Origin of the sequence: Paenibacillus prosopidis (genome assembly GCF_003337375.1) — a bacterium.
Lineage (GTDB): Bacteria > Bacillota > Bacilli > Paenibacillales > Paenibacillaceae > Pristimantibacillus > Pristimantibacillus prosopidis.
In genome coordinates this window covers 1-18,708 of the sequence record NZ_QPJD01000015.1, presented here as the reverse complement: position 1 = coordinate 18,708, position 18,708 = coordinate 1, and the positions used below count along the sequence as shown (strand labels likewise).

The window sequence follows — 18,708 nt, the reverse complement described above, 5'->3', positions numbered from 1 at the left end:
ATAAGCAAGGAATTGCCTATTTAAACCATCTGCCGAGCAACGGAATACGTGCGACATCGTAGCGGTCAATAATCTTCATCCAAATCATGAGCAGTAAATATAGGATAACGCTGGCCGTACAGGCGAGAATCAGGTTGATCCATTCCACAGAAAGCGGCTGTTGATTCATTGTGAAGCGGGCGGCAGCACCCATAACGACCATGGCAGCTCCTACCTTAACAAAGTCAAACAGCTTCATATGGAAGCCGATAAAACGAAGCACGCTGATACCATGCAAAACAGTGACCAGTACGATATTAACGTTAATTGCGATTAAGGCGCCGTATATGCCGTATTCCGGATCTGAAGCGAGCTGGACGATGAGAAACAGCTTAACAACGGCTCCGATCAACGTATTCATAAGAGCGGTGCCTGGTTTGTCCAGCGCTTGAAGAGCTGCTTGAAGCGGTGCTTGCAAGTAGATGAAAATGCCTACTGGTGCGATGAGCTGAAGCATGGGGGCTATCTCAGCGTGATTATACAGCATTCTGCAGAGCGGCTCCGCAAACAATGCCATGACGACGACGAATGGCGCACCCGATACAAGTGCGAGCCGCATCGATTGGTGAAGGCGCTTATGAATTAAGGCGCGATCGCCTCGTGCTGCCGCTTCCGATAAGGAAGGCACAAGCGATACGGCAAGTGAATAGGTGAGCGCTGTAGGCAGAAGCACCAGAGGGATAACCATACCTTGCAGTGCGCCGTATTGCGCTGTAGCTATTCCGGTAGCAATGCCTGCAGCGGCTAGACTGCGGGCAGTAAAAATGGACTCGAGCAAATAGGATAGCGAGCCGACCATCCGGCTTCCGGTTACAGGTATGGATAAGCTTAGTAATCTTCTCAGTACGGGAACTCTTTTTTTTGACGGATCAGGTGATTGGGCGGCCATGGCTTTTTTTCCGCGATGCTTCTCGCGGTAATATTTCCACATGATGACAGCTAACCCACCGACTTCTCCGACAACGACGCCCAACATTGCTCCTGCTGCCGCCCATTCAAGACCTAATGGCAAGAGGACGTAAGCGAATGCGAGGGATGCAATGATCCGCAGTATGGTCTCCGTAATTTGGGAAATTGCGCTAGGTACCATATTTTGTTTTCCTTGAAAGTATCCGCGGTAAACCGCTGAGATTCCGCTAATAAGCAGAATCGGCGTCATAGCAAGGAAGGTTTGGTATACGCGGGTATCAGGCAGTACATGAGTCGTTATCCAAGGGGCAAATAATAGCATAGCACCTGTCATTACGACTCCAAGCGTAACAACCAATCCCATTGCAGCTCGGAAAATGTATTTAACGCGGGCAGAGTCACCTTGTGAATCGGCTTCTGCGATCCATTTGGCTACAGCGAGCGGGATGCCGCCTGTAATAATCGTGAGCATGACGGTCAAAAATGGAAAGCTGAGCTGGTATAAGCCGACGCCTTCCGCGCCAATTATACGCGGAAGCACAATACGAGGTACGAAGCCGAGCAACCGATTAATGATGCCGGCGGCCAGCAAAATCATAGCACCCTTGATAAATGTTTGCTTCGTCATTAGATTGCCCTCATCTCTTTCGTGGAATAGCTAGTCCGGTCCTGCTTTTCTCAAAATATAAGAAAGTATAAATTTGAGCTTTATACGATACTTATATTTCACCGCGAAACGAGCTTTTGCCGCCAAAGACGGCGACAGCCGTTTACGCTTGGGTAAGACGAAGCTGTGAGACAGGCCGGTATAATCATCTTTATGCTCGGCATGTCCGATTCCATGTCACTCATTTTTACCGATGACTGGACAGTTGGGCAGGAGAATCCTGCAAGCGTATCGAATACATGTACTAGACGATGTAAGCGGGTGTTTACGAAGCGGGTTTTTACTTCGTAAAACTTGGAGGAGGATCAGCAGCATGGCGGACGAAGAGCTAAGCAGTGTTATCGAGGAGCTGTGCAACAGCAAGGCGGAGGAATTTCGGCTTATCGGGTATGAGTATGTTACGGGCAAAGAAATTTGGGACTGCGTCAATGAAAAATATCAGAAGAACGGTCAGCCCGAGCTGCACCAGCTGGTAAACGATATTTTGTCTTTGAAGGTAACCAAATTCATGAATTATATGACAATTAGCGCTTACAAAGGAACTCAATTCTAGAAGATTGGGTTCTTTTTTTTTTGACTCGATTTTGCGGCGTCTGTATAATAGGAATATTGAGATCATAAGGGGGATTTAGACGTATGTTCGGGAAGAGAATAGTTGCCTTCCTTGCGATCGTTGTAATTATGTTTGGCGTCATCGCTTGGACAAGCCCAGCGCTAGTGAAAGATGTTCGGCTAGGCCTTGATTTAAAAGGCGGATTTGAAGTGCTTTACGAAGCTGAGCCGCTTGAGGGCGGTGAAGCGGTTACACCGGAGTCATTGAAAGAAACGGCTAGAAGTCTCGAAAAGCGTATTGATGAGCTCGGTATAGTAGAGCCGGAGATTACGACTGAAGGAACTAACCGGATTCGGTTAAAGCTTGCCGGGGTTGCGAATGAGGAAGAAGTAAGAGAAATTCTTGCCAAGCCGATCAACCTGACATTCCGCGGTCCGGATGGAAAGATTGAGCTGGACGGAAGCGATTTTAAGCAGAATGGCGCGGGAGTAGGCTATGACAACTTGAGCAAGCCGTTCGTAACGATTGAATTAAAAGATGCCAAAAAATTCGAAGAGATTACTACCCGGTTAACGGGTCAATATTTAGCCATTTATCTGGACGACAAAGAATTGTCCAAACCGTCCGTTAACTTCCCGATCTCTGGCGGGTCTGCTCAAATATCGGGTGATTACACGGTCGATGAAGCAAAAGAATTAGCCGATATGATCAACCTTGGGGCACTTCCGCTTAAGCTCGTTGAGAAATATACCCAAAGCGTTGGCGCTAAGCTTGGACTTGAATCATTGAGAGATACGGTACAGGCGGGCATTATCGGCACGGTAATTATTTTAGTGTTCCTCGTCATATTGTTCCGCATACCGGGCGTTGTTGCAGGCATTACCGTAATTACGTACACGTGGCTGTTAATCGTTGTATTTAATCTAATGAACGCAACGCTTACATTGCCAGGTATTGCAGCTTTCGTGCTCGGTATCGGTATGGCGGTTGACGCGAATATCATCATGTACGAGCGTATTAAAGAAGAAATTCGAAGCGGCAAAAGCTTACTGTCCTCTTTGAAGGCAGGCTCGAAAAACTCCTTCCGTACCATTATGGATGCGAACATTACCAACATTATTGCGAGTGCCGTTTTGTACTTTATCGGTAACGGGGCTATCCGGGGCTTTGCGCTCACGATGATCTTCAGTATTCTAGTAAGCATGATCACGAATATTTTCTTGTCACGTTTCCTAATCATGCTGCTTATCCGCAGCAACTTGTTTACTAAACCTAGCTATTACGGTGTGAAGGAGGCAGAAATCCGTGAACTTTAATACAAAAATCCGCTATGACTTTATAGGGAACCGTAACAAGTTCTTTCTGTTCTCAATCGCGCTGACATTAGCAGGGATTTTGTCGCTTCTAATTTTCAATCTGAACTTCGGGGTTGATTTCAAGGCCGGCACGAACATGGATATCGCGGTAGGCAAGCAGGCAACTCAGGCAGAAGCGATAGCGATTCTCGAACAGGCTGGCATTAAAGGTATTACGCCGACCGTTGGCGGCAATGGAAACGAACGGGTATCAGCACGATTCGATGAGGTGCTTACTCAGGCCAAAATCGTAGAAATCCAAAACGCCTTTAAAGCAAAGTACGGCGATCAAGTATCGGCTGAAGTTAACGTCGTGTCTCCGGATATGGCGCAGGAGCTTGGGATCAAAACGATTTGGGCTATACTGATCGCCAGCGTAGCCATTATGATTTATGTGATGTTCCGCTTTGAATGGCGCTTTGCGCTTGCGGCAAATATTGCGATTTTGTACGATGCGTTTGTCGTCGTTGCGCTATTTTCGATTTTCCGGCTCGAAGTAGATTTGCCGTTCATAGCTGCCGTATTGACGACGATTGGATATTCGATCAACGATAAAATCGTCATTTTTGACCGAATTCGTGAAAATTTGCGGTTTGGACAATTCAAAAATCGCGAGCAGCTCGCTGAAATGGTGAATGCGAGCATATGGCAAACGATGGCGCGTAATATTTATACAGTACTAGCGGTATTGATCGTTGCGGTTTGCTTGTTTATATTCGGAAGCGAGTCTATTAAGCTGTTCGCACTGGCTAAAATCATAGGTTTGTCCAGCGGAGCTTATTCATCGATCTGTATCGCGAGTCCGCTCTGGCTGCTCCTTAAAGGGAAGCAAAAACCAAAGGCTGCCGTTAAGGCAACGACTGCTCCTTAAAGCTTAGCACGCTTACGAAGTAGGTTTGCTGCGTAAACCTAAGCCCACGCTTACGAAGTAGATTTTGCATTCGCAAAACCTAAGCTCATGCTTACGAAGTAGGTTTTTCATACGCAAAACCTTGTAGGAGGTACACATGTCAACCGCACAGCGATATGCAAAAGCAGAGTCTGCAAACTGGGCCGGCTTATGGGGAAACATGCTGCTGGCACTATTTAAAGGTACAGTAGGCTGGTTGTCAGGCAGCAAGGCATTGCTCGCAGATGCATTCCACTCAGCAGCGGAAGTTGCCGCAGCCATTGCTGCATTATCCGGACTACAAGCCAGCCGCCGCCGCAAGACGGCCAAACCAAATGCTGCGGCGGAAACCGAGGATAGAAGAGGAGAGACGGCGGCGACTATTTTGTTGTCTGTCGTCCTTCTTATCATTGGGCTTGAAATCGGCATTTCTGCAATCCGTGATATTTCAGACGGTGTTACGGATGCTCCTCACTGGAGTTCCTTAGCGGCAATTGCTGCAGGTCTAATTGTTAAAGAACTGTTTTTCTCTTCAAAGGAACGTATTTCCGGACTATCCTGCTCGTTAGCGGCATTTATTGGAGCGGGTGGAGCAATCATTGGTAACGTGCTGACAATGCCGGTACTCTATTATTTGGACCCGGCTGCAGCACTCGTTATTGCGGTCATTATCATGAACAACGGCTATCGCATGACTGCCGCCTTAATACGCAAGGATCACAAGGAAGCTGCGGACGAGGAAGATCCAAACGAACTGATGCAGCTTGTACAGCGCGTCGAAGGGGTCATTACCGTACAGTCATTGCGTGCGAAGGAGCATGGGCATTACGTCGTAGCAGAAATCGTTATCAGCGTTAATCCGCGCATTTCTGTACTCGAAGGCCATGAAATAGCAAAACGGGTTAAACAGCTTGTCATGAAAAGATTTATTCATGTTACAGATGTATCGATTTATGTTGAGCCATACGATCCGGGTTATCCATACAAGTCCAATCATGATCCGAATCAGGAGCAGATGCCGACACTGCTGCAATAAGAACTGCAAACAGCAGGAAAGGGGGAAGCAACATGATTCAAAGGAAAACACGCTGGGCTGTAGCAGCGTGGGATGATACAAATGAAGACAAAGCGAAGCAGCTGGCCGCGAAGCTTAGCTTACCGCCGCTCGTTGCCCGGCTGCTTGTGCAGCGGGGGTATAGTGAAGCGGAAGCGGCAGAACGTTTTTTACGCGGCGGTCAGGAGTATTTTCACGATCCGTATTTGCTGCTTGGCATGAAGGAAGCGGTTGAACGCATTAAGCGGGCGGCTGCAAACAATGAGAAAATTCGGATTTATGGAGATTATGACGCTGACGGCGTATCAAGCACATCGCTGCTCGTTCATTTGTTTCGTTCACTGAATTATCATTATGACTATTACATACCGCATCGCGCGTTAGAAGGGTATGGCTTAAACCGTAAAGCGATTGAGCTGGCTGCCGAAGAGGGCGTTTGTTTAATCGTTACGGTCGATACAGGCATAAGCGCTTATGAAGAGATTGAATATGCAAAGCAGCTCGGTATTGATGTCGTTGTAACCGACCATCACGAGCCACCCGAGCAAATTCCGGACGCATGCGCGGTAATTAATCCGAAGCAAGGGGCCTGCGGCTATCCTTTCAAAGGTTTGGCAGGCGTCGGCGTTGCTTTTAAACTGGCACACGCGTTGCTTGACAGACCCCCGCTTGAATGGGCTGATATCGTTAGCTTAGGCACAATTGCAGATTTAATGCCGCTTACAGACGAAAACCGGATATTCGTACGATACGGCTTGGAGAGACTTCGCAGCAGCGCTGGGGCGGGCTTTCGTGCATTAGCGGAAGCAGGCGGTATAACGCTAGGCGAATTAACTTCAACCGGTGTCGCGTTCAGCATGGCCCCGCGTATCAATGCGGCGGGCAGGCTGGATCATGCAAAGCGGGCAGTCGAGCTGCTGACGACGGATGATTACGACACTGCTATTTTGGCGGCCGTGGGTCTGGATAGCTTAAATAAGGAACGTCAGCGCATTGTCGAGAGCATCGTAAAGGAAGCTGAGCAGCAATGGCAAGCAAAGTGCGAAGCTGCTGAAGCAGCGGGTGTAGAAGCACCGCCCGTTATCGTACTTGCAGGTGAAAGCTGGAATGTCGGTGTCATCGGTATCGTTGCATCGAAGCTGCTCGAACGGAATTATAAACCGGTTATTATATTGGGAATAGATGAGAAGACTGGCATGTGCAAGGGTTCTGCGCGTTCTATTGAAGGCTATGATCTGCACGCCGCTTTAACAGCCTGCTCTGAGCTGCTTGATCATTATGGCGGTCATCAGGCGGCTGCCGGAATGAGCCTTCACCGCGATCTGTTAGAGCAGTTTGAAGAGCGCCTTGGAGAGTTAGCGAAACAATGGCTTAGCCCTGATGACTGGATTCCGAAAACAACGGTTGATCTGGTGTGTACAGTAAGCGAGGCTACGCTCGATACGATTACGGATCTGGCGCTGCTTGAGCCGTTCGGCATGGGGAACCCTTCGCCGCGGCTGCTGTTTCAGGGCGCTGAGCTTGCAGACCGACGTACGATCGGCAAAGAATCCAAGCATTTAAAGCTGTCGCTGGGCAGCGGGCGACGCTTGCTGGATGGAATCGGCTTCGGCATGGGAATTCTTGCGGAAGAACTGCAGCCAGGGCATACCATTGATGCAGTTGGAGAATTATCCGTAAATGAATGGAACGGTCAGCGTAAGCCGCAGCTGCAGCTGCATGATCTCCATTTTGAGCCTTACAATGACACAGCGTTTCCTGAGCGCGAACATTTCGGTCTTATTTATCAGCAGTTAAGGCTGCTTGGCCAAGCCCCGCTGCAAGGATTAACCGGGCGGCTGTCAAAGCAATGCGGCTTACCTGCGGAGACGGTTCAGCTTATGCTGGATGTATTTGAGGAATTGCAATTTATCGAACGCCGCGATGGACGAATGATTGCGGCCTCGTCGCCGCAAAAACGGGAGCTGTCCTCTTCGGAGCGGTACCGCATCGCGAAGCAGCAGTCTGAACGGTCACAAACGTCGGCAATTGGAATAAAATAAATATTTTAAACGATGGAATGGAAAGGGTTGACAGTTCGTGTCCAATACACCATACAATTTTAAAGATTACATCCGGGTAATTCCTGATTTCCCGCAGCCAGGTATCCGTTTCAAAGACATTACAACGCTTCTGAAGGACGGCGGAGCTTATCGCGCGGTTATCGAAGAGATGCGCGCAGCCGTTCAGCACATGAACATTGATATTGTTGCCGGTCCGGAAGCACGCGGATTCGTTGTAGGTGCTCCGCTTGCTTTAGCATTAGGTGTAGGCTTCGCTCCGATTCGGAAAAGCGGTAAGCTGCCTGGCGAGACGATTACGGCCAACTACGATTTGGAATATGGCAAAGATCAGCTTGCTATGCATAAAGATGCCATCACTCCTGGCCAACGGGTGCTTATTGCGGATGATTTGCTTGCAACGGGCGGTACAATTGCAACATCAATCAACCTTATCCGCCAGCTTGGCGGCGAGGTTGTCGGAGCCGCTTTTCTCATCGAGCTTGCTTATTTGACAGGCCGTGAGAAGCTGGAAGGAATCGATGTATTCTCACTTATGACTTACGAGTAAGAAATCTCCATTCGAGCTGTTAAAAAGGGATGTCCCTCCCGCGACTGAAGAAACCGCCTGTCTCCTCATGCACAAACAGTGTGGAGGGAAGGCGGTTAATTTTTTATTGCATGGCTCCGGTAGTTGACGTGGTGCCGCTATAACAGGCATAATATTATAAAAACTCGGAAAACGCATGAATGGGATCCGCCAGGAGTGTATTCAGAAAGGGACGTTTCATGGGCATTGAGCATTTACTCGAGAAGGCATCCGCCTATATGAAAGAGCAGGACCTTATACGCATCCAGGAAGCCTATGATTTCGCGGAACAAGCCCATCACGGACAAGTGCGGAAATCGGGAGAGCCATATATATTACACCCCGTTGCGGTTGCAGATATACTTGTAGATATGCAAATGGACGTGCTGTCGATTATCGCAGCACTGCTTCACGATGTCGTAGAAGATACGACAGTAGATTTGCACACCGTTCGTGCGAAATTTGGCGAAACGTGTGCGATGCTGGTAGACGGTTTAACGAAGCTTGAAAAAATTAAATTTCGTTCGAAGGAAGAGCAGCAGAACGAAAATTACCGTAAAATGTTTGTCGCGATGGCACAGGACATTCGCGTAATTCTTATTAAATTAGCGGACCGGCTGCACAACATGCGCACGCTCAAATTCCAATCGGAGGAAGCACAGCGCCGCATCGCATACGAAACGCTCGAAATTTTTTGCCCGATTGCTCATCGTCTCGGTATTTCGGCCATTAAATGGGAAATGGAAGACATTGCGCTGCGCTATTTAAACCCGCAGCAGTACTACCGTATTGCCAATCTCATGAAGAAGAAGCGCGCGGAACGCGAGCAATTTATTGATGACGTCATCTCACGAATTACGGAGAAGCTGGAAGAAATGGGCATCGAAGGAGATATTTCCGGCAGGCCCAAGCATTTGTACAGCATTTACAAAAAAATGACCGATCGAAACAAGCAGTTTACTGAAATTTATGATCTGCTTGCCATTCGGATTATTGTGGATAATATTAAAGATTGTTATGCAACGCTCGGTATTATTCATACGTTGTGGAAGCCGATGCCTGGCCGATTTAAGGATTATATCGCAATGCCGAAGGCAAACATGTACCAGTCGCTGCATACGACCGTCATCGGACCGAACGGTGAACCGACCGAGGTTCAAATCCGAACATGGGAGATGCACCGTACGTCTGAGTACGGGATTGCGGCGCACTGGGCGTACAAGGAAGGCTCGCTCGTGCCAGGCGGCAACTTTGAAGATAAAATGTCATGGTTCCGCGAAATTTTGGAGCTTCAGCATGAAGCGCGTGACGCATCTGAATTTATGGAATCTCTCAAGATGGACTTTTTTGCCGACTTGGTATTCGTCTTTACGCCGAGCGGCGAAGTCATTGAGCTGCCTGCTGGCTCCGTGCCGCTTGATTTTGCATACCGCATTCATACAGAGGTCGGTAACCGCACGATAGGCGCTAAAGTGAATGGCCGAATCGTTCCGCTTGATCATAAGCTGAAGACAGGCGATATCGTTGAAATTTTAACGTCCAAACATTCCTACGGACCGAGTCAGGATTGGGTGAAAATTGCTCAATCATCGCATGCCCGAAGCAAAATCAGGCAGTGGTTCAAGAAGGAGAAGCGCGAGGAGAACGTCGCGAAGGGCCGCGATCTGCTAGAACGCGAGCTGAAGCGGCTTGGGCTTGAGCCTTCTGCCTGGCTGGGTGATGAAAAGCTGCAGGACGCAGCGGCGAAGTTTGCTTTTAACGATATTGAAGATATGATGTCTGCTATCGGCTTTGGCGGGATAACTGCTGCGCAAATTTGCACGAAGCTGACTGAGAAGATGCGGAAGGAAGCCGAGCTGGCCAATCAGCTTGAGTTGACGGCCGAAGTGAAAGAAATTAAATCACCCGGCAACCGGAAGTCGAGACCGACTCAGGGCGTAACGGTGAAGGGGATCGACAATCTCCTTGTCCGGTTCGCACGCTGCTGCAATCCCGTACCAGGGGATACCATTATCGGCTATATCACGCGGGGCCGTGGCGTCTCGGTTCACCGCATGGATTGTCAGAACATCCCGTTCGGCGATCAGGGTGAAGAAGGGGAACGCGTTATTGAGGTGGAGTGGGAAGACTCCATCGAAGCGAATTACAGCGTCGATATCGAAATTACAGGCCACGATCGCAGAGGACTTCTCAATGAGGTTCTGCAGGCGGTTTCAGAAAGCAAGACGAACATTTCAGCCGTTACGGGACGTTCGGTTAAAAATAAAATGGCTTTGATTCATATGACGGTGCTTATCCGCAACATTGAACATTTGTCGTCGGTCGTCGAAAAAATAAAACGGGTTCAGGACATTTATTCGGTACAGCGTATTATGCAATAGCTGTTAAGAGGCGATGAATCGAATATCGGAGGTTTTAAGGCAGTGAAGGTCGTTGTACAGCGCAGCAAGCAAGCGAAGGTCGCTATTGATGGCGACATAGTGGGAGCAATCGAGTTCGGGCTTGTGCTGCTTGTTGGCATTACGCATGAGGATACGGAAGCGGACGTTCGCTGGATGGCAGACAAGATAGCAGGCTTGCGCATCTTTGAAGATGAATCGGGTAAAATGAATCATTCGGTTACGGATATCGGCGGCCAGCTGTTATCGGTATCGCAATTTACGCTCTATGGCGATTGTCGTAAAGGCAGACGTCCGAATTTTATGGCAGCGGCAAGGCCAGAGCAGGCTGAGCAGCTCTATGATAGGTTCAACGAAGCGCTTCGTTCCCTTGGCCTTGTCGTAGAGACCGGCCGATTCGGCTCGATGATGGACGTTGAGCTCGTTAATTCAGGTCCGGTGACGTTAATTTTGGAGAGCGGTGCTTAAGAAAGCAAATGCGGGAAACAATATACAGTGAGCTGTGCCGGACATGAACAAAGCTGGTGCATGCTGAAAGCTGTATTGGAGGAAAACCGCAATGCATCAATCACGCAAGGAACAGGGTATTGAGCGTGTCTCGCGCAGGCTGCTTCATCCGGATCGCAGAGAAGCAAAGGTAATGGCTGAGCTGGAGGACGATATTGAAGCCGCTGAAGAGTGGGCTGGCTTTCCCAAGCATTCGCGCCGAGACAATCCGGGACATTAAAGGTCAGAGATTTTTCCAATAGCTTTGTGTGCAGCGCGCCGTCCGGGTGAATAAACCGGGCGGTCGTCTATATATGTACAAGCACAAAGGGAAAGTACAATGCGTCTACGGTACTCAGCTGCATGCGATGTAAAAACGCTTTCGAAATTGTAATATTCCTGTAATCAAACTCTAACTTTCCTTTAACATCGTTAACCTATAATAAATCTCGACCCCCTTTTTAAAAATATATTTTACTTTTGGACCTACAACTCGTTTGTGGGTCTTTTTCTGTCCACTTTTTGTTGTCCTTGACTTTCCCCATTACGACAGGTAAAATTAGTTCTCAGTATAATCAAAATGGATTCGTTGATGGGACAAAGTAATTCTTCACGTTATATTCAGAGAGGGACGTCATTTGGCTGCAAGCGTCCTTATATCGGTGGAATGAACAGACTTCCCGGAGAACAGACGGTGAACAGACAGAGGGAGCGAGCAGTGGCTTGTACCCGAAGCACAGTAGCTGGACTGCGGATGACGGACGTTAACCGTCTTGAAGCGAGCTTTTGCATGGCATGCATGCTCGGAATGTGGGTGGTACCACGGGAGCTACACTCTCGTCCCTTACGGCGTAAGCTGTTAGGAGCGGGAGTTTTTTGCGTTTTCCGGGACATATCTAGTATGAATACGGGGGCAGGAGGTTTTTTGGATGGCTTTTCAAAAATTACCGGGCACACAGGATATACTGCCCGGAGCGGTAGAGAGATGGCAGTATGTGGAGCAGAAGGCCCGAGATATTTGCCAGCGGTACAATTTTCGTGAAATTCGGACGCCAATTTTCGAATCCACTGAGCTGTTCCAGCGCGGGGTAGGAGAGACGACCGACATCGTCGAGAAGGAGATGTACACCTTTACTGACCGCGGCAATCGCAGCTTGACGCTGCGTCCGGAAGGGACCGCTGGCGTCGTAAGGTCTTATGTGGAAAATAAGCTGTACGGTGAACCGGACGTATCAAAGCTCTATTATATTGGTCCGATGTTCCGTTATGAGCGGCCGCAAGCAGGACGTTACCGCCAGCTGCACCAATTTGGCGTTGAAGCGTTAGGCTCGGTAGATCCGGCTTTGGATGCTGAGGTAATTGCGCTTGGGTATACGTTTTATACGGAGGTCGGTCTCAAAGGCGTACGTGTCGAGGTGAATTCGGTCGGTACGCCAGCAGTACGCGCTGCTTTCCGCGAACGGCTGCTTGCATTTTTGGAGCCGAAGCGGGAGCTGCTCTGCAAGGATTGCCAATCGCGGATGGACCGCAATCCGCTTAGAGTTCTCGACTGCAAGGTTGATCAGGAGCATTTTGAAGATGCGCCGTCGATTTTGGACAGCTTGGACGAGGAATGTCAAAATCATTTTGATAAAGTAAAAACGTATTTGAGCGATATGGGTATTCCATATGAAATCAATCACAGACTCGTTCGCGGCCTTGACTACTACACGCATACCGCGTTTGAGTATAAAGCGGAGGGTATTGGCGCGATCGACACGATTGGCGGCGGAGGCCGTTATAACGGGCTCGTATCCGAAATCGGCGGTCCCGATCAGCCGGGCGTAGGTCTTGGTCTTGGATTGGAAAGAACAATTCTGCTGCTTCAGCACCAAGCGACTGAGCTGCCTGCTTCGAACCAAGTGGATGTATATCTTGTTGCTCTTGGCGAAGCTGCTGAGCGTGAGGTGACGAAGCTTGTGTATCAGTTAAGACAACGCGGCATTCGCGCCGAACGGGATTATCTTGGACGTAAGATGAAGGCGCAAATGAAAGCGGCAGATCGGCTTCAGGCTCGTTATACGGCGATTCTTGGGGACGATGAGCTCGTTCGGGGCGAAATATCGTTGAAGGATATGGCCAAAGGCGAGCAGCGCGTCGTTGCGATAAGCGGGCTTGCAGACGAAATCAGCGGTTAAGCTCAACCAAATAAACCATTCATAACGAAATGAGGAGAATGAAAATTATGTTATTAAAAACTCATCACTGCGGCCTGCTTACGAAAGCGGACGTCGGTCAAACCGTAACACTGAACGGCTGGGTACAGCGCCGCCGCGACCTTGGCGGCGTACTATTTATCGATCTCCGCGATCGCTCCGGTATTGTGCAAACGGTATTTAACCCTGATTTCTCCGGTGATGCTTTAGCCATTGCAGACCGTGCCCGGAACGAGTATGTCCTTGCCATTCAAGGTACGGTCGTAGAACGCGATACGGAAACATACAACGCGAACTTGGCAACAGGCGAAATTGAAGTTCGTGTAACGAACATTGAAGTGATGAATGCTGCCAAAACACCTCCATTCCCGATTGAAGACGGCGTTGAGGTTGATGAGTCGCTGCGTTTAAAATACCGTTACCTGGATTTGCGCCGCCCGGAAATGCAGCGTACGCTGTTCCTTCGCTCGAAAGCGGCAAAGGTGTTCCGCGATTTCCTTGACGGCGAAGGCTTTATCGATGTTGAAACACCAATCCTGACGAAGAGTACGCCGGAAGGCGCCCGCGATTATTTGGTCCCAAGCCGCGTGCATGAGGGCGAGTTTTTCGCACTGCCGCAATCGCCGCAAATTTTCAAGCAGCTGTTAATGGTCGGCGGTATTGAGCGCTACTATCAAATCGCGCGCTGCTTCCGTGACGAGGATCTCCGCGCAGACCGTCAGCCGGAATTTACGCAAGTCGATATTGAGACATCATTCCTGTCGCAGGATCAATTGCTTGCTTTGATGGAGCAGTTAACGGCGAAGCTTCTTCGCGAAACGGTTGGCGTGGAGCTAGAGCTTCCTTTCCAACGCATTACGTATGCAGACGCAATGAACAAATACGGCTCTGACAAACCAGATCTCCGTTTCGGTCTTGAGATCGAAGATATTACCGATATCGTATCGGGGAGCGACGTAAAAGTATTCGCGAGCGTAGCAGCAAGCGGTGGTGTAGTAAAAGCATTGAACGCTAAGGGCTGTGCAAGCTGGAGCCGCAAGGAGCTTGACGACCTGCAGCCGTTCGCGGCTCGTTACGGCGGCAAGGGACTTGCATGGATTACAGTGAAGGATGGCGAATGGCGCGGACCGATCGTTAAATTCCTTAAACCGGAAGAAATTGCTGCGCTGACAGAGCGACTGCAAGTAGAAGAAGGAGACCTTCTTACATTCTCTGCCGATAAAAAGAAGGTTGTTGCAGATGTACTCGGTAACCTCCGTTCGAAGCTGGGCCGCGACCTTGGCTTAATCGACGATTCGAAATTCAAATTTGCATGGGTTGTTGATTTCCCATTGCTCGGCTGGGACGAGGATGCGAAGCGTTATGTAGCTGAGCATCATCCGTTCACGCGTCCGAACGAAGACGATCTCCATTTCTTCGATACGGATCCGGGACAAATTCGTGCGCAAGCATACGATCTCGTTCTGAACGGTTACGAAGTAGGCGGCGGCTCGATGCGTATATACAAACGCGACGTTCAGGAGCAAATGTTCAAAGCGCTTGGCTTCACAATGGAAGAAGCGCAAGAGAAGTTCGGCTTCTTGCTTGACGCATTTGAATTCGGAACGCCTCCGCACGGTGGTATCGCATTTGGCTTCGACCGTCTAGTGATGCTTCTGACAGGCCGTACAAACCTTCGTGAGACGATTGCATTCCCGAAAACGGCAAGCGCAACTGATTTGCTGTGCGATGCGCCTTCCGAAGTTGAGCTATCACAGCTCGAGCAGCTGCATATCCGCACGGTGCTGAAGCCTAAGCAGCCTGTTGCCGCTGCGAATGCAGCAGCAGACAGCAACGACAAATAAGCGTTATAAGCAAAGGAGGCGGCAGCTGGATGCTTCACCAATTTTCACGTACGGAGCTGGCCATCGGGCCGGAAGGATTACAGCTGATGAAGGAGAGCACGGTTGCCGTGCTCGGCATCGGCGGCGTTGGCGGTATTGCCGCTGAAGCTTTAGCGCGCACTGGCGTTGGTCGAATTATCCTGATCGATAAGGATGTTGTCGATATAACGAACGTCAACCGTCAAGTTCATGCGCTTACGACGACAGTAGGACAGCCGAAAGCAGACTTAATGCGCGACCGGATTAAATTAATTAATCCGGATTGCGACGTGATCGCTATGCGAATGTTCTATACGGAGGAAACGTATGAGCAGCTGTTCGCATATCCGCTCGATTATGTAGTTGATGCATCGGATACGATTTCGTATAAAATTCATTTGATCAAGCAATGCTTGGAGCGGAAGATTCCGATCATATCAAGCATGGGCGCAGCTAACAAAATGGACCCAACGAAGTTCCAGGTCGTGGATATTTCCAAGACGCATACGGACCCGATAGCGCGTGTCGTGCGTACGAAGCTGCGCAAGGAGGGCATCAAACAGGGCGTGAAGGTCGTTTTCTCGTCTGAGCTTCCGATGAAGCCGCGTGAGGATGTAACCGAGCGTATTGTCCCGGAAAATGCTCCTGCCATCCGCAAGGCGAAGCAGCCGCCGGCAAGCAATGCGTTCGTTCCTCCGGTTGCCGGTCTTATTATGGTAAGCGTCGTTGTGAAAGACTTACTTGAAATAGGCGGGATTGAGCTGTGAATGAGACATTAGTCAAAAAACTGAGATTGTCACCGGGTATGAAGGCTTTAGTGCTTAAGGCGCCTTCCGATCATTATGTAGAAGAGCTTGGACTTTCTGCTGAATCAACAATAGTCGAGGACGGGGTCCAATATGATTTCGTATTGCTGTTCGTTCTATCGTTGTCAGAGCTGGAGGAGTATGGTCCAGGGGCTGTTCGCGCGGTTAAGCCTGACGGTATGCTATGGATTACTTATCCGAAAGGGACCTCCAAGATCAAGACGGATATTAACCGGGATACCGGCTGGAAGCTGATGCTGAAGCAGAATATGGAAGGCGTTGCGATGATCTCGATGGATGATACGTGGTCGTCCATGCGATACCGTCCGGAAGGTACCGCGAAGAGCAGCACCCGCGCGAAGCGGACTGCTTCTGCTATTGTGGCCGCAGTGGCCAGCGGCCGTTCATCAGCTCCAGCATCGGAGGAAGCTCCATTGCCGGAGGATTTGGCAGCCGCGCTTCAAGCATCGCCTGCTGCGGAACATTTTTTCCGCGGCAGCCTGACAGCCGCGAAGCGGCGTGACTTCGTCAAGTGGATTACCGATGCGAAGAGGGAAGAGACGCGTACTAATCGCGTTTCAGCAACGGTCGATAAGCTGGAGAAAGGTCTTAAGTCTCCTTTTGATAAATAATTTATAATAAACTAGCCGTTTCGGGAAAAGAGCGCAAGATGCTTAACTCTCGATACGGCTATTTTAATTAACTGGGTAACTTGAGCCAATGGAACATCGGCCAATTTGCATACATCTGCTGCGTATCGAACAGGACGGGAACTACGTAGTCGCCTTTGTAATACGTTTCTTGGCTCAGCTTCTCCATCGGGATATGAAAGCTGACCCTAAGCGCCCGATAAAAGACGGGTTCGAGCAGGGACAAGAAATAGCGGTAATGATGCAGCTCTGCAAAATAAATGATCGAGGAGAGCAAGTCGGATATGTAGCTTCCGCGGAATGGCTTGATTAAGGCGATTTTATCTATTTCGGCGACCATGCCTTCCTCAGCAGCGTCAAGGATGTACTTCTGAAGTTTAGTCAAATTCGAAACCGCGCTTCTACTTTTGTTGAAAAGGTTAATTTCAGCCGTTCCTATGTAATTGCCATCGGGAGTGAGTACAACGTATCTGGCCAGTGCATCTTTACTGAATTCTATCTCGTACCCTTTTTCTTTCCATACCGTCGTCCAAATGTCGTTAAACAGCGCTGTTTCGATCGGATTTTCCACAGGCTTAAACATCATTCATTCAACCCCTTGCAGCATGTGGTACTGAATTTTTACATAAAAATATACTTTTATGACATAAATCGATGGTTCGACAGCATGATTATACACTTTTTGCCAAACGTTGTGAATGTGTGAAGTGTGATAAATAGATGACATTTATCGTATCTGGCGAACAAATGTGCTTGTATGCTATGATCGAAGGAACAGATGGAAGAAGGTTGGGGAACGTTATGGATTTGTTTTCTTATCAAGAGGCGGAAACGCCGCGCGCTCGGTTGTTAGCCGACCGGATGCGGCCGCAAACGCTGGATGAATATATTGGACAAGAACATATAGTTGGTGCGGGCAAACTGCTCAGACGCGCGATAGAAGGTGATCAGGTATCATCTGTTTTGTTATACGGCCCTCCCGGCTGCGGCAAAACGACGCTTGCACACATTATCTCGCTGCGTACCGCCGGAGAATTCGTGAAGCTGAATGCGGTTGACGCATCGGTTAAGGATGTAAGGGAAGTCATCGATCAAGCCCGAACGAACAAAACGATGTTTGGCAAGAAGACGATTCTTTTCTTGGATGAGGTACATCGCTTCAATACGGCAAGACAGGATGCATTGCTGCCGGCTGTCGAGCAGGGAATCATTATTTTTATCGGGGCGACAACGGAAAATCCGTTCCATCATGTGAATGGGGCTTTGCTGTCCCGTTCCACGCTGTTCCAGCTCCAGCCGCTTGGCGAGGAGCATGCTTACGAAGCAATGAGAAGAGCGCTTGCCGACCGCGAGCGAGGCCTTGGCTTTATGGATCTGCATGCCGATGAAGATGCTCTTCGGCATATTGCGGCAATGGCAGGAGGCGATATCCGCCGCGCGTTAAACGCGCTGGAACTTGCCGCTGTGACGACTCCCTCGGAGCAGGATGGCTCCGTACGGATTACGCTGGAGGTGGCACAGGAGTCGATCAGGAAGCCAACGATACGCGCCGATCTGTCGACGCAATATGATGTGCTCTCTGCGTTTCACAAGAGCGTACGCGGCTCGAGCGACGCCGCTTTGTTTTGGTTCCTGTACGCGGTCGAGAAGCTGGGTATGGATCCGATGACCTTTATACGCCGGCTTATCGTAGCGTGCAGCGAGGATATCGGGCTGGCTAACCCGCAAGCGATGCTTCAAGCTGTAACCGCAATGGATGCCTATCACAAGATCGGATGGCCGGAAGCGAAATATAACATTTCGCAAGCCATTTTGTTTGCGGTTGAAAGCCCGAAGTCAAACGCAACCGCAATCGCTATCGGCAATGCGGAAGCGGCGATCGAGAGGGCAGGTGGGGCGGAGGTGCCGCTCCATTTGCGCGATACCCATTACCGCGGGGCGCAGCAGCTCGGTCATGAGGGCTATAAATATCCGCATGACTATCCGAATCATTATGTGATGCAGCAGTATTTGCCTGATTCGCTTGGCGGAATGACTTTTTACAACGCCACGGAGCAGGGGATGGAAGATAAAATTAAACAAAATCAGCAGCGGCGCAAAAGTAAATGATATAAGAAAATTAAAGGGGTTGTCTCAAAAGTAGGTAAGCTTATTACTTAGATAGCACTCTTGTAGTGAAAATCATGTTTCAAATCAAAAAATGGTGACGATAGGGC

Annotated in this window: 16 protein-coding genes; 14 read left to right on the top strand and 2 right to left on the bottom strand. The window is 49.4% G+C overall.

What is annotated here, in order from left to right; all coding sequences use genetic code 11:
* Positions 1-16 precede the first annotated feature (16 nt).
* Positions 17-1,576, bottom strand: a complete 1,560-nt coding sequence (spoVB, locus tag DFP97_RS21710) for a stage V sporulation protein B (protein ID WP_114382293.1) — start codon at positions 1,574-1,576, stop codon at positions 17-19.
* Positions 1,577-1,928: 352 nt separating this feature from the next.
* Here spoVB and DFP97_RS21705 point away from each other — a divergent pair, with 352 nt between their 5' ends.
* The 13 genes from DFP97_RS21705 to DFP97_RS21650 all read left to right on the top strand — a co-directional run bounded on the left by DFP97_RS21705 (position 1,929) and on the right by DFP97_RS21650 (position 16,474).
* Complete coding sequence (locus DFP97_RS21705) at positions 1,929-2,168, top strand: post-transcriptional regulator (RefSeq protein WP_114382292.1); 240 nt, start codon at positions 1,929-1,931, stop codon at positions 2,166-2,168.
* 83 nt (positions 2,169-2,251) lie between these two features.
* On the top strand, positions 2,252-3,484 hold the full coding sequence (gene secD / locus DFP97_RS21700) for a protein translocase subunit SecD (protein WP_114382291.1): 1,233 nt from the start codon (positions 2,252-2,254) through the stop codon (positions 3,482-3,484).
* Positions 3,474-4,394 (top strand): protein translocase subunit SecF, encoded by a 921-nt coding sequence (gene secF / locus DFP97_RS21695; RefSeq protein WP_114382290.1) that lies wholly within the window; start codon positions 3,474-3,476, stop codon positions 4,392-4,394. The genes secD and secF overlap by 11 nt, the downstream gene beginning before the upstream one ends.
* A 136-nt stretch (positions 4,395-4,530) precedes the next feature.
* A complete protein-coding gene (locus DFP97_RS21690; RefSeq protein WP_114382289.1) occupies positions 4,531-5,448 on the top strand; it encodes a cation diffusion facilitator family transporter in 918 nt (305 codons plus the stop codon).
* Positions 5,449-5,480: 32 nt separating this feature from the next.
* Positions 5,481-7,508: a single-stranded-DNA-specific exonuclease RecJ gene (gene recJ / locus DFP97_RS21685; RefSeq protein WP_114382288.1), complete on the top strand. Its 2,028-nt coding sequence runs from the start codon at positions 5,481-5,483 to the stop codon at positions 7,506-7,508.
* Between the two features lie 37 nt (positions 7,509-7,545).
* Positions 7,546-8,076, top strand: coding sequence for an adenine phosphoribosyltransferase (locus tag DFP97_RS21680; RefSeq protein ID WP_114382287.1), 531 nt, complete (start codon positions 7,546-7,548; stop codon positions 8,074-8,076).
* A gap of 218 nt (positions 8,077-8,294) precedes the next feature.
* The gene (locus DFP97_RS21675) at positions 8,295-10,475 is read left to right on the top strand and encodes a RelA/SpoT family protein (RefSeq protein ID WP_114382286.1); all 2,181 of its coding nucleotides are present in this window, start codon (positions 8,295-8,297) and stop codon (positions 10,473-10,475) included.
* A 42-nt stretch (positions 10,476-10,517) separates the two neighbouring features.
* The gene (gene dtd / locus DFP97_RS21670) at positions 10,518-10,961 is read left to right on the top strand and encodes a D-aminoacyl-tRNA deacylase (protein WP_114382285.1); all 444 of its coding nucleotides are present in this window, start codon (positions 10,518-10,520) and stop codon (positions 10,959-10,961) included.
* Between the two features lie 91 nt (positions 10,962-11,052).
* Positions 11,053-11,220 (top strand): hypothetical protein, encoded by a 168-nt coding sequence (locus DFP97_RS30880; protein WP_181873620.1) that lies wholly within the window; start codon positions 11,053-11,055, stop codon positions 11,218-11,220.
* Between the two features lie 688 nt (positions 11,221-11,908).
* Positions 11,909-13,156, top strand: a complete 1,248-nt coding sequence (hisS, locus tag DFP97_RS21665) for a histidine--tRNA ligase (RefSeq protein WP_114382284.1) — start codon at positions 11,909-11,911, stop codon at positions 13,154-13,156.
* Between the two features lie 47 nt (positions 13,157-13,203).
* Complete coding sequence (gene aspS / locus DFP97_RS21660) at positions 13,204-15,018, top strand: aspartate--tRNA ligase (RefSeq protein ID WP_114382283.1); 1,815 nt, start codon at positions 13,204-13,206, stop codon at positions 15,016-15,018.
* A gap of 29 nt (positions 15,019-15,047) precedes the next feature.
* A complete protein-coding gene (locus tag DFP97_RS21655; RefSeq protein ID WP_114382282.1) occupies positions 15,048-15,803 on the top strand; it encodes a tRNA threonylcarbamoyladenosine dehydratase in 756 nt (251 codons plus the stop codon).
* The gene (locus DFP97_RS21650) at positions 15,800-16,474 is read left to right on the top strand and encodes a YdeI/OmpD-associated family protein (RefSeq protein ID WP_114382281.1); all 675 of its coding nucleotides are present in this window, start codon (positions 15,800-15,802) and stop codon (positions 16,472-16,474) included. The genes DFP97_RS21655 and DFP97_RS21650 overlap by 4 nt, the downstream gene beginning before the upstream one ends.
* 67 nt (positions 16,475-16,541) lie before the next feature.
* Here DFP97_RS21650 and DFP97_RS21645 read toward each other — a convergent pair whose 3' ends face one another.
* On the bottom strand, positions 16,542-17,078 hold the full coding sequence (locus DFP97_RS21645) for a hypothetical protein (protein WP_114382280.1): 537 nt from the start codon (positions 17,076-17,078) through the stop codon (positions 16,542-16,544).
* 215 nt (positions 17,079-17,293) lie between these two features.
* On the opposite strand from DFP97_RS21645, the gene DFP97_RS21640 reads away from it, so the two are divergent.
* The gene (locus DFP97_RS21640; RefSeq protein ID WP_114382560.1) at positions 17,294-18,601 is read left to right on the top strand and encodes a replication-associated recombination protein A; all 1,308 of its coding nucleotides are present in this window, start codon (positions 17,294-17,296) and stop codon (positions 18,599-18,601) included.
* Positions 18,602-18,708: the final 107 nt, after the last annotated feature.

Excerpts from the sequence above, each read along its gene's own strand:
- DFP97_RS21705 (WP_114382292.1), top strand. The coding sequence starts at position 1,929 with ATGGCGGACGAAGAGCTAAGCAGTGTTATCGAGGAGCTGTGCAACAGC.
- DFP97_RS21655 (WP_114382282.1), top strand. The coding sequence starts at position 15,048 with ATGCTTCACCAATTTTCACGTACGGAGCTGGCCATCGGGCCGGAAGGA.
- DFP97_RS30880 (WP_181873620.1), top strand. The coding sequence starts at position 11,053 with ATGCATCAATCACGCAAGGAACAGGGTATTGAGCGTGTCTCGCGCAGG.
- spoVB (WP_114382293.1), bottom strand. The coding sequence starts at position 1,576 with ATGACGAAGCAAACATTTATCAAGGGTGCTATGATTTTGCTGGCCGCC.
- DFP97_RS21690 (WP_114382289.1), top strand. The coding sequence starts at position 4,531 with ATGTCAACCGCACAGCGATATGCAAAAGCAGAGTCTGCAAACTGGGCC.
- hisS (WP_114382284.1), top strand. The coding sequence starts at position 11,909 with ATGGCTTTTCAAAAATTACCGGGCACACAGGATATACTGCCCGGAGCG.
- secD (WP_114382291.1), top strand. The coding sequence starts at position 2,252 with ATGTTCGGGAAGAGAATAGTTGCCTTCCTTGCGATCGTTGTAATTATG.
- aspS (WP_114382283.1), top strand. The coding sequence starts at position 13,204 with ATGTTATTAAAAACTCATCACTGCGGCCTGCTTACGAAAGCGGACGTC.
- DFP97_RS21640 (WP_114382560.1), top strand. The coding sequence starts at position 17,294 with ATGGATTTGTTTTCTTATCAAGAGGCGGAAACGCCGCGCGCTCGGTTG.
- DFP97_RS21645 (WP_114382280.1), bottom strand. The coding sequence starts at position 17,078 with ATGATGTTTAAGCCTGTGGAAAATCCGATCGAAACAGCGCTGTTTAAC.
- recJ (WP_114382288.1), top strand. The coding sequence starts at position 5,481 with ATGATTCAAAGGAAAACACGCTGGGCTGTAGCAGCGTGGGATGATACA.
- DFP97_RS21675 (WP_114382286.1), top strand. The coding sequence starts at position 8,295 with ATGGGCATTGAGCATTTACTCGAGAAGGCATCCGCCTATATGAAAGAG.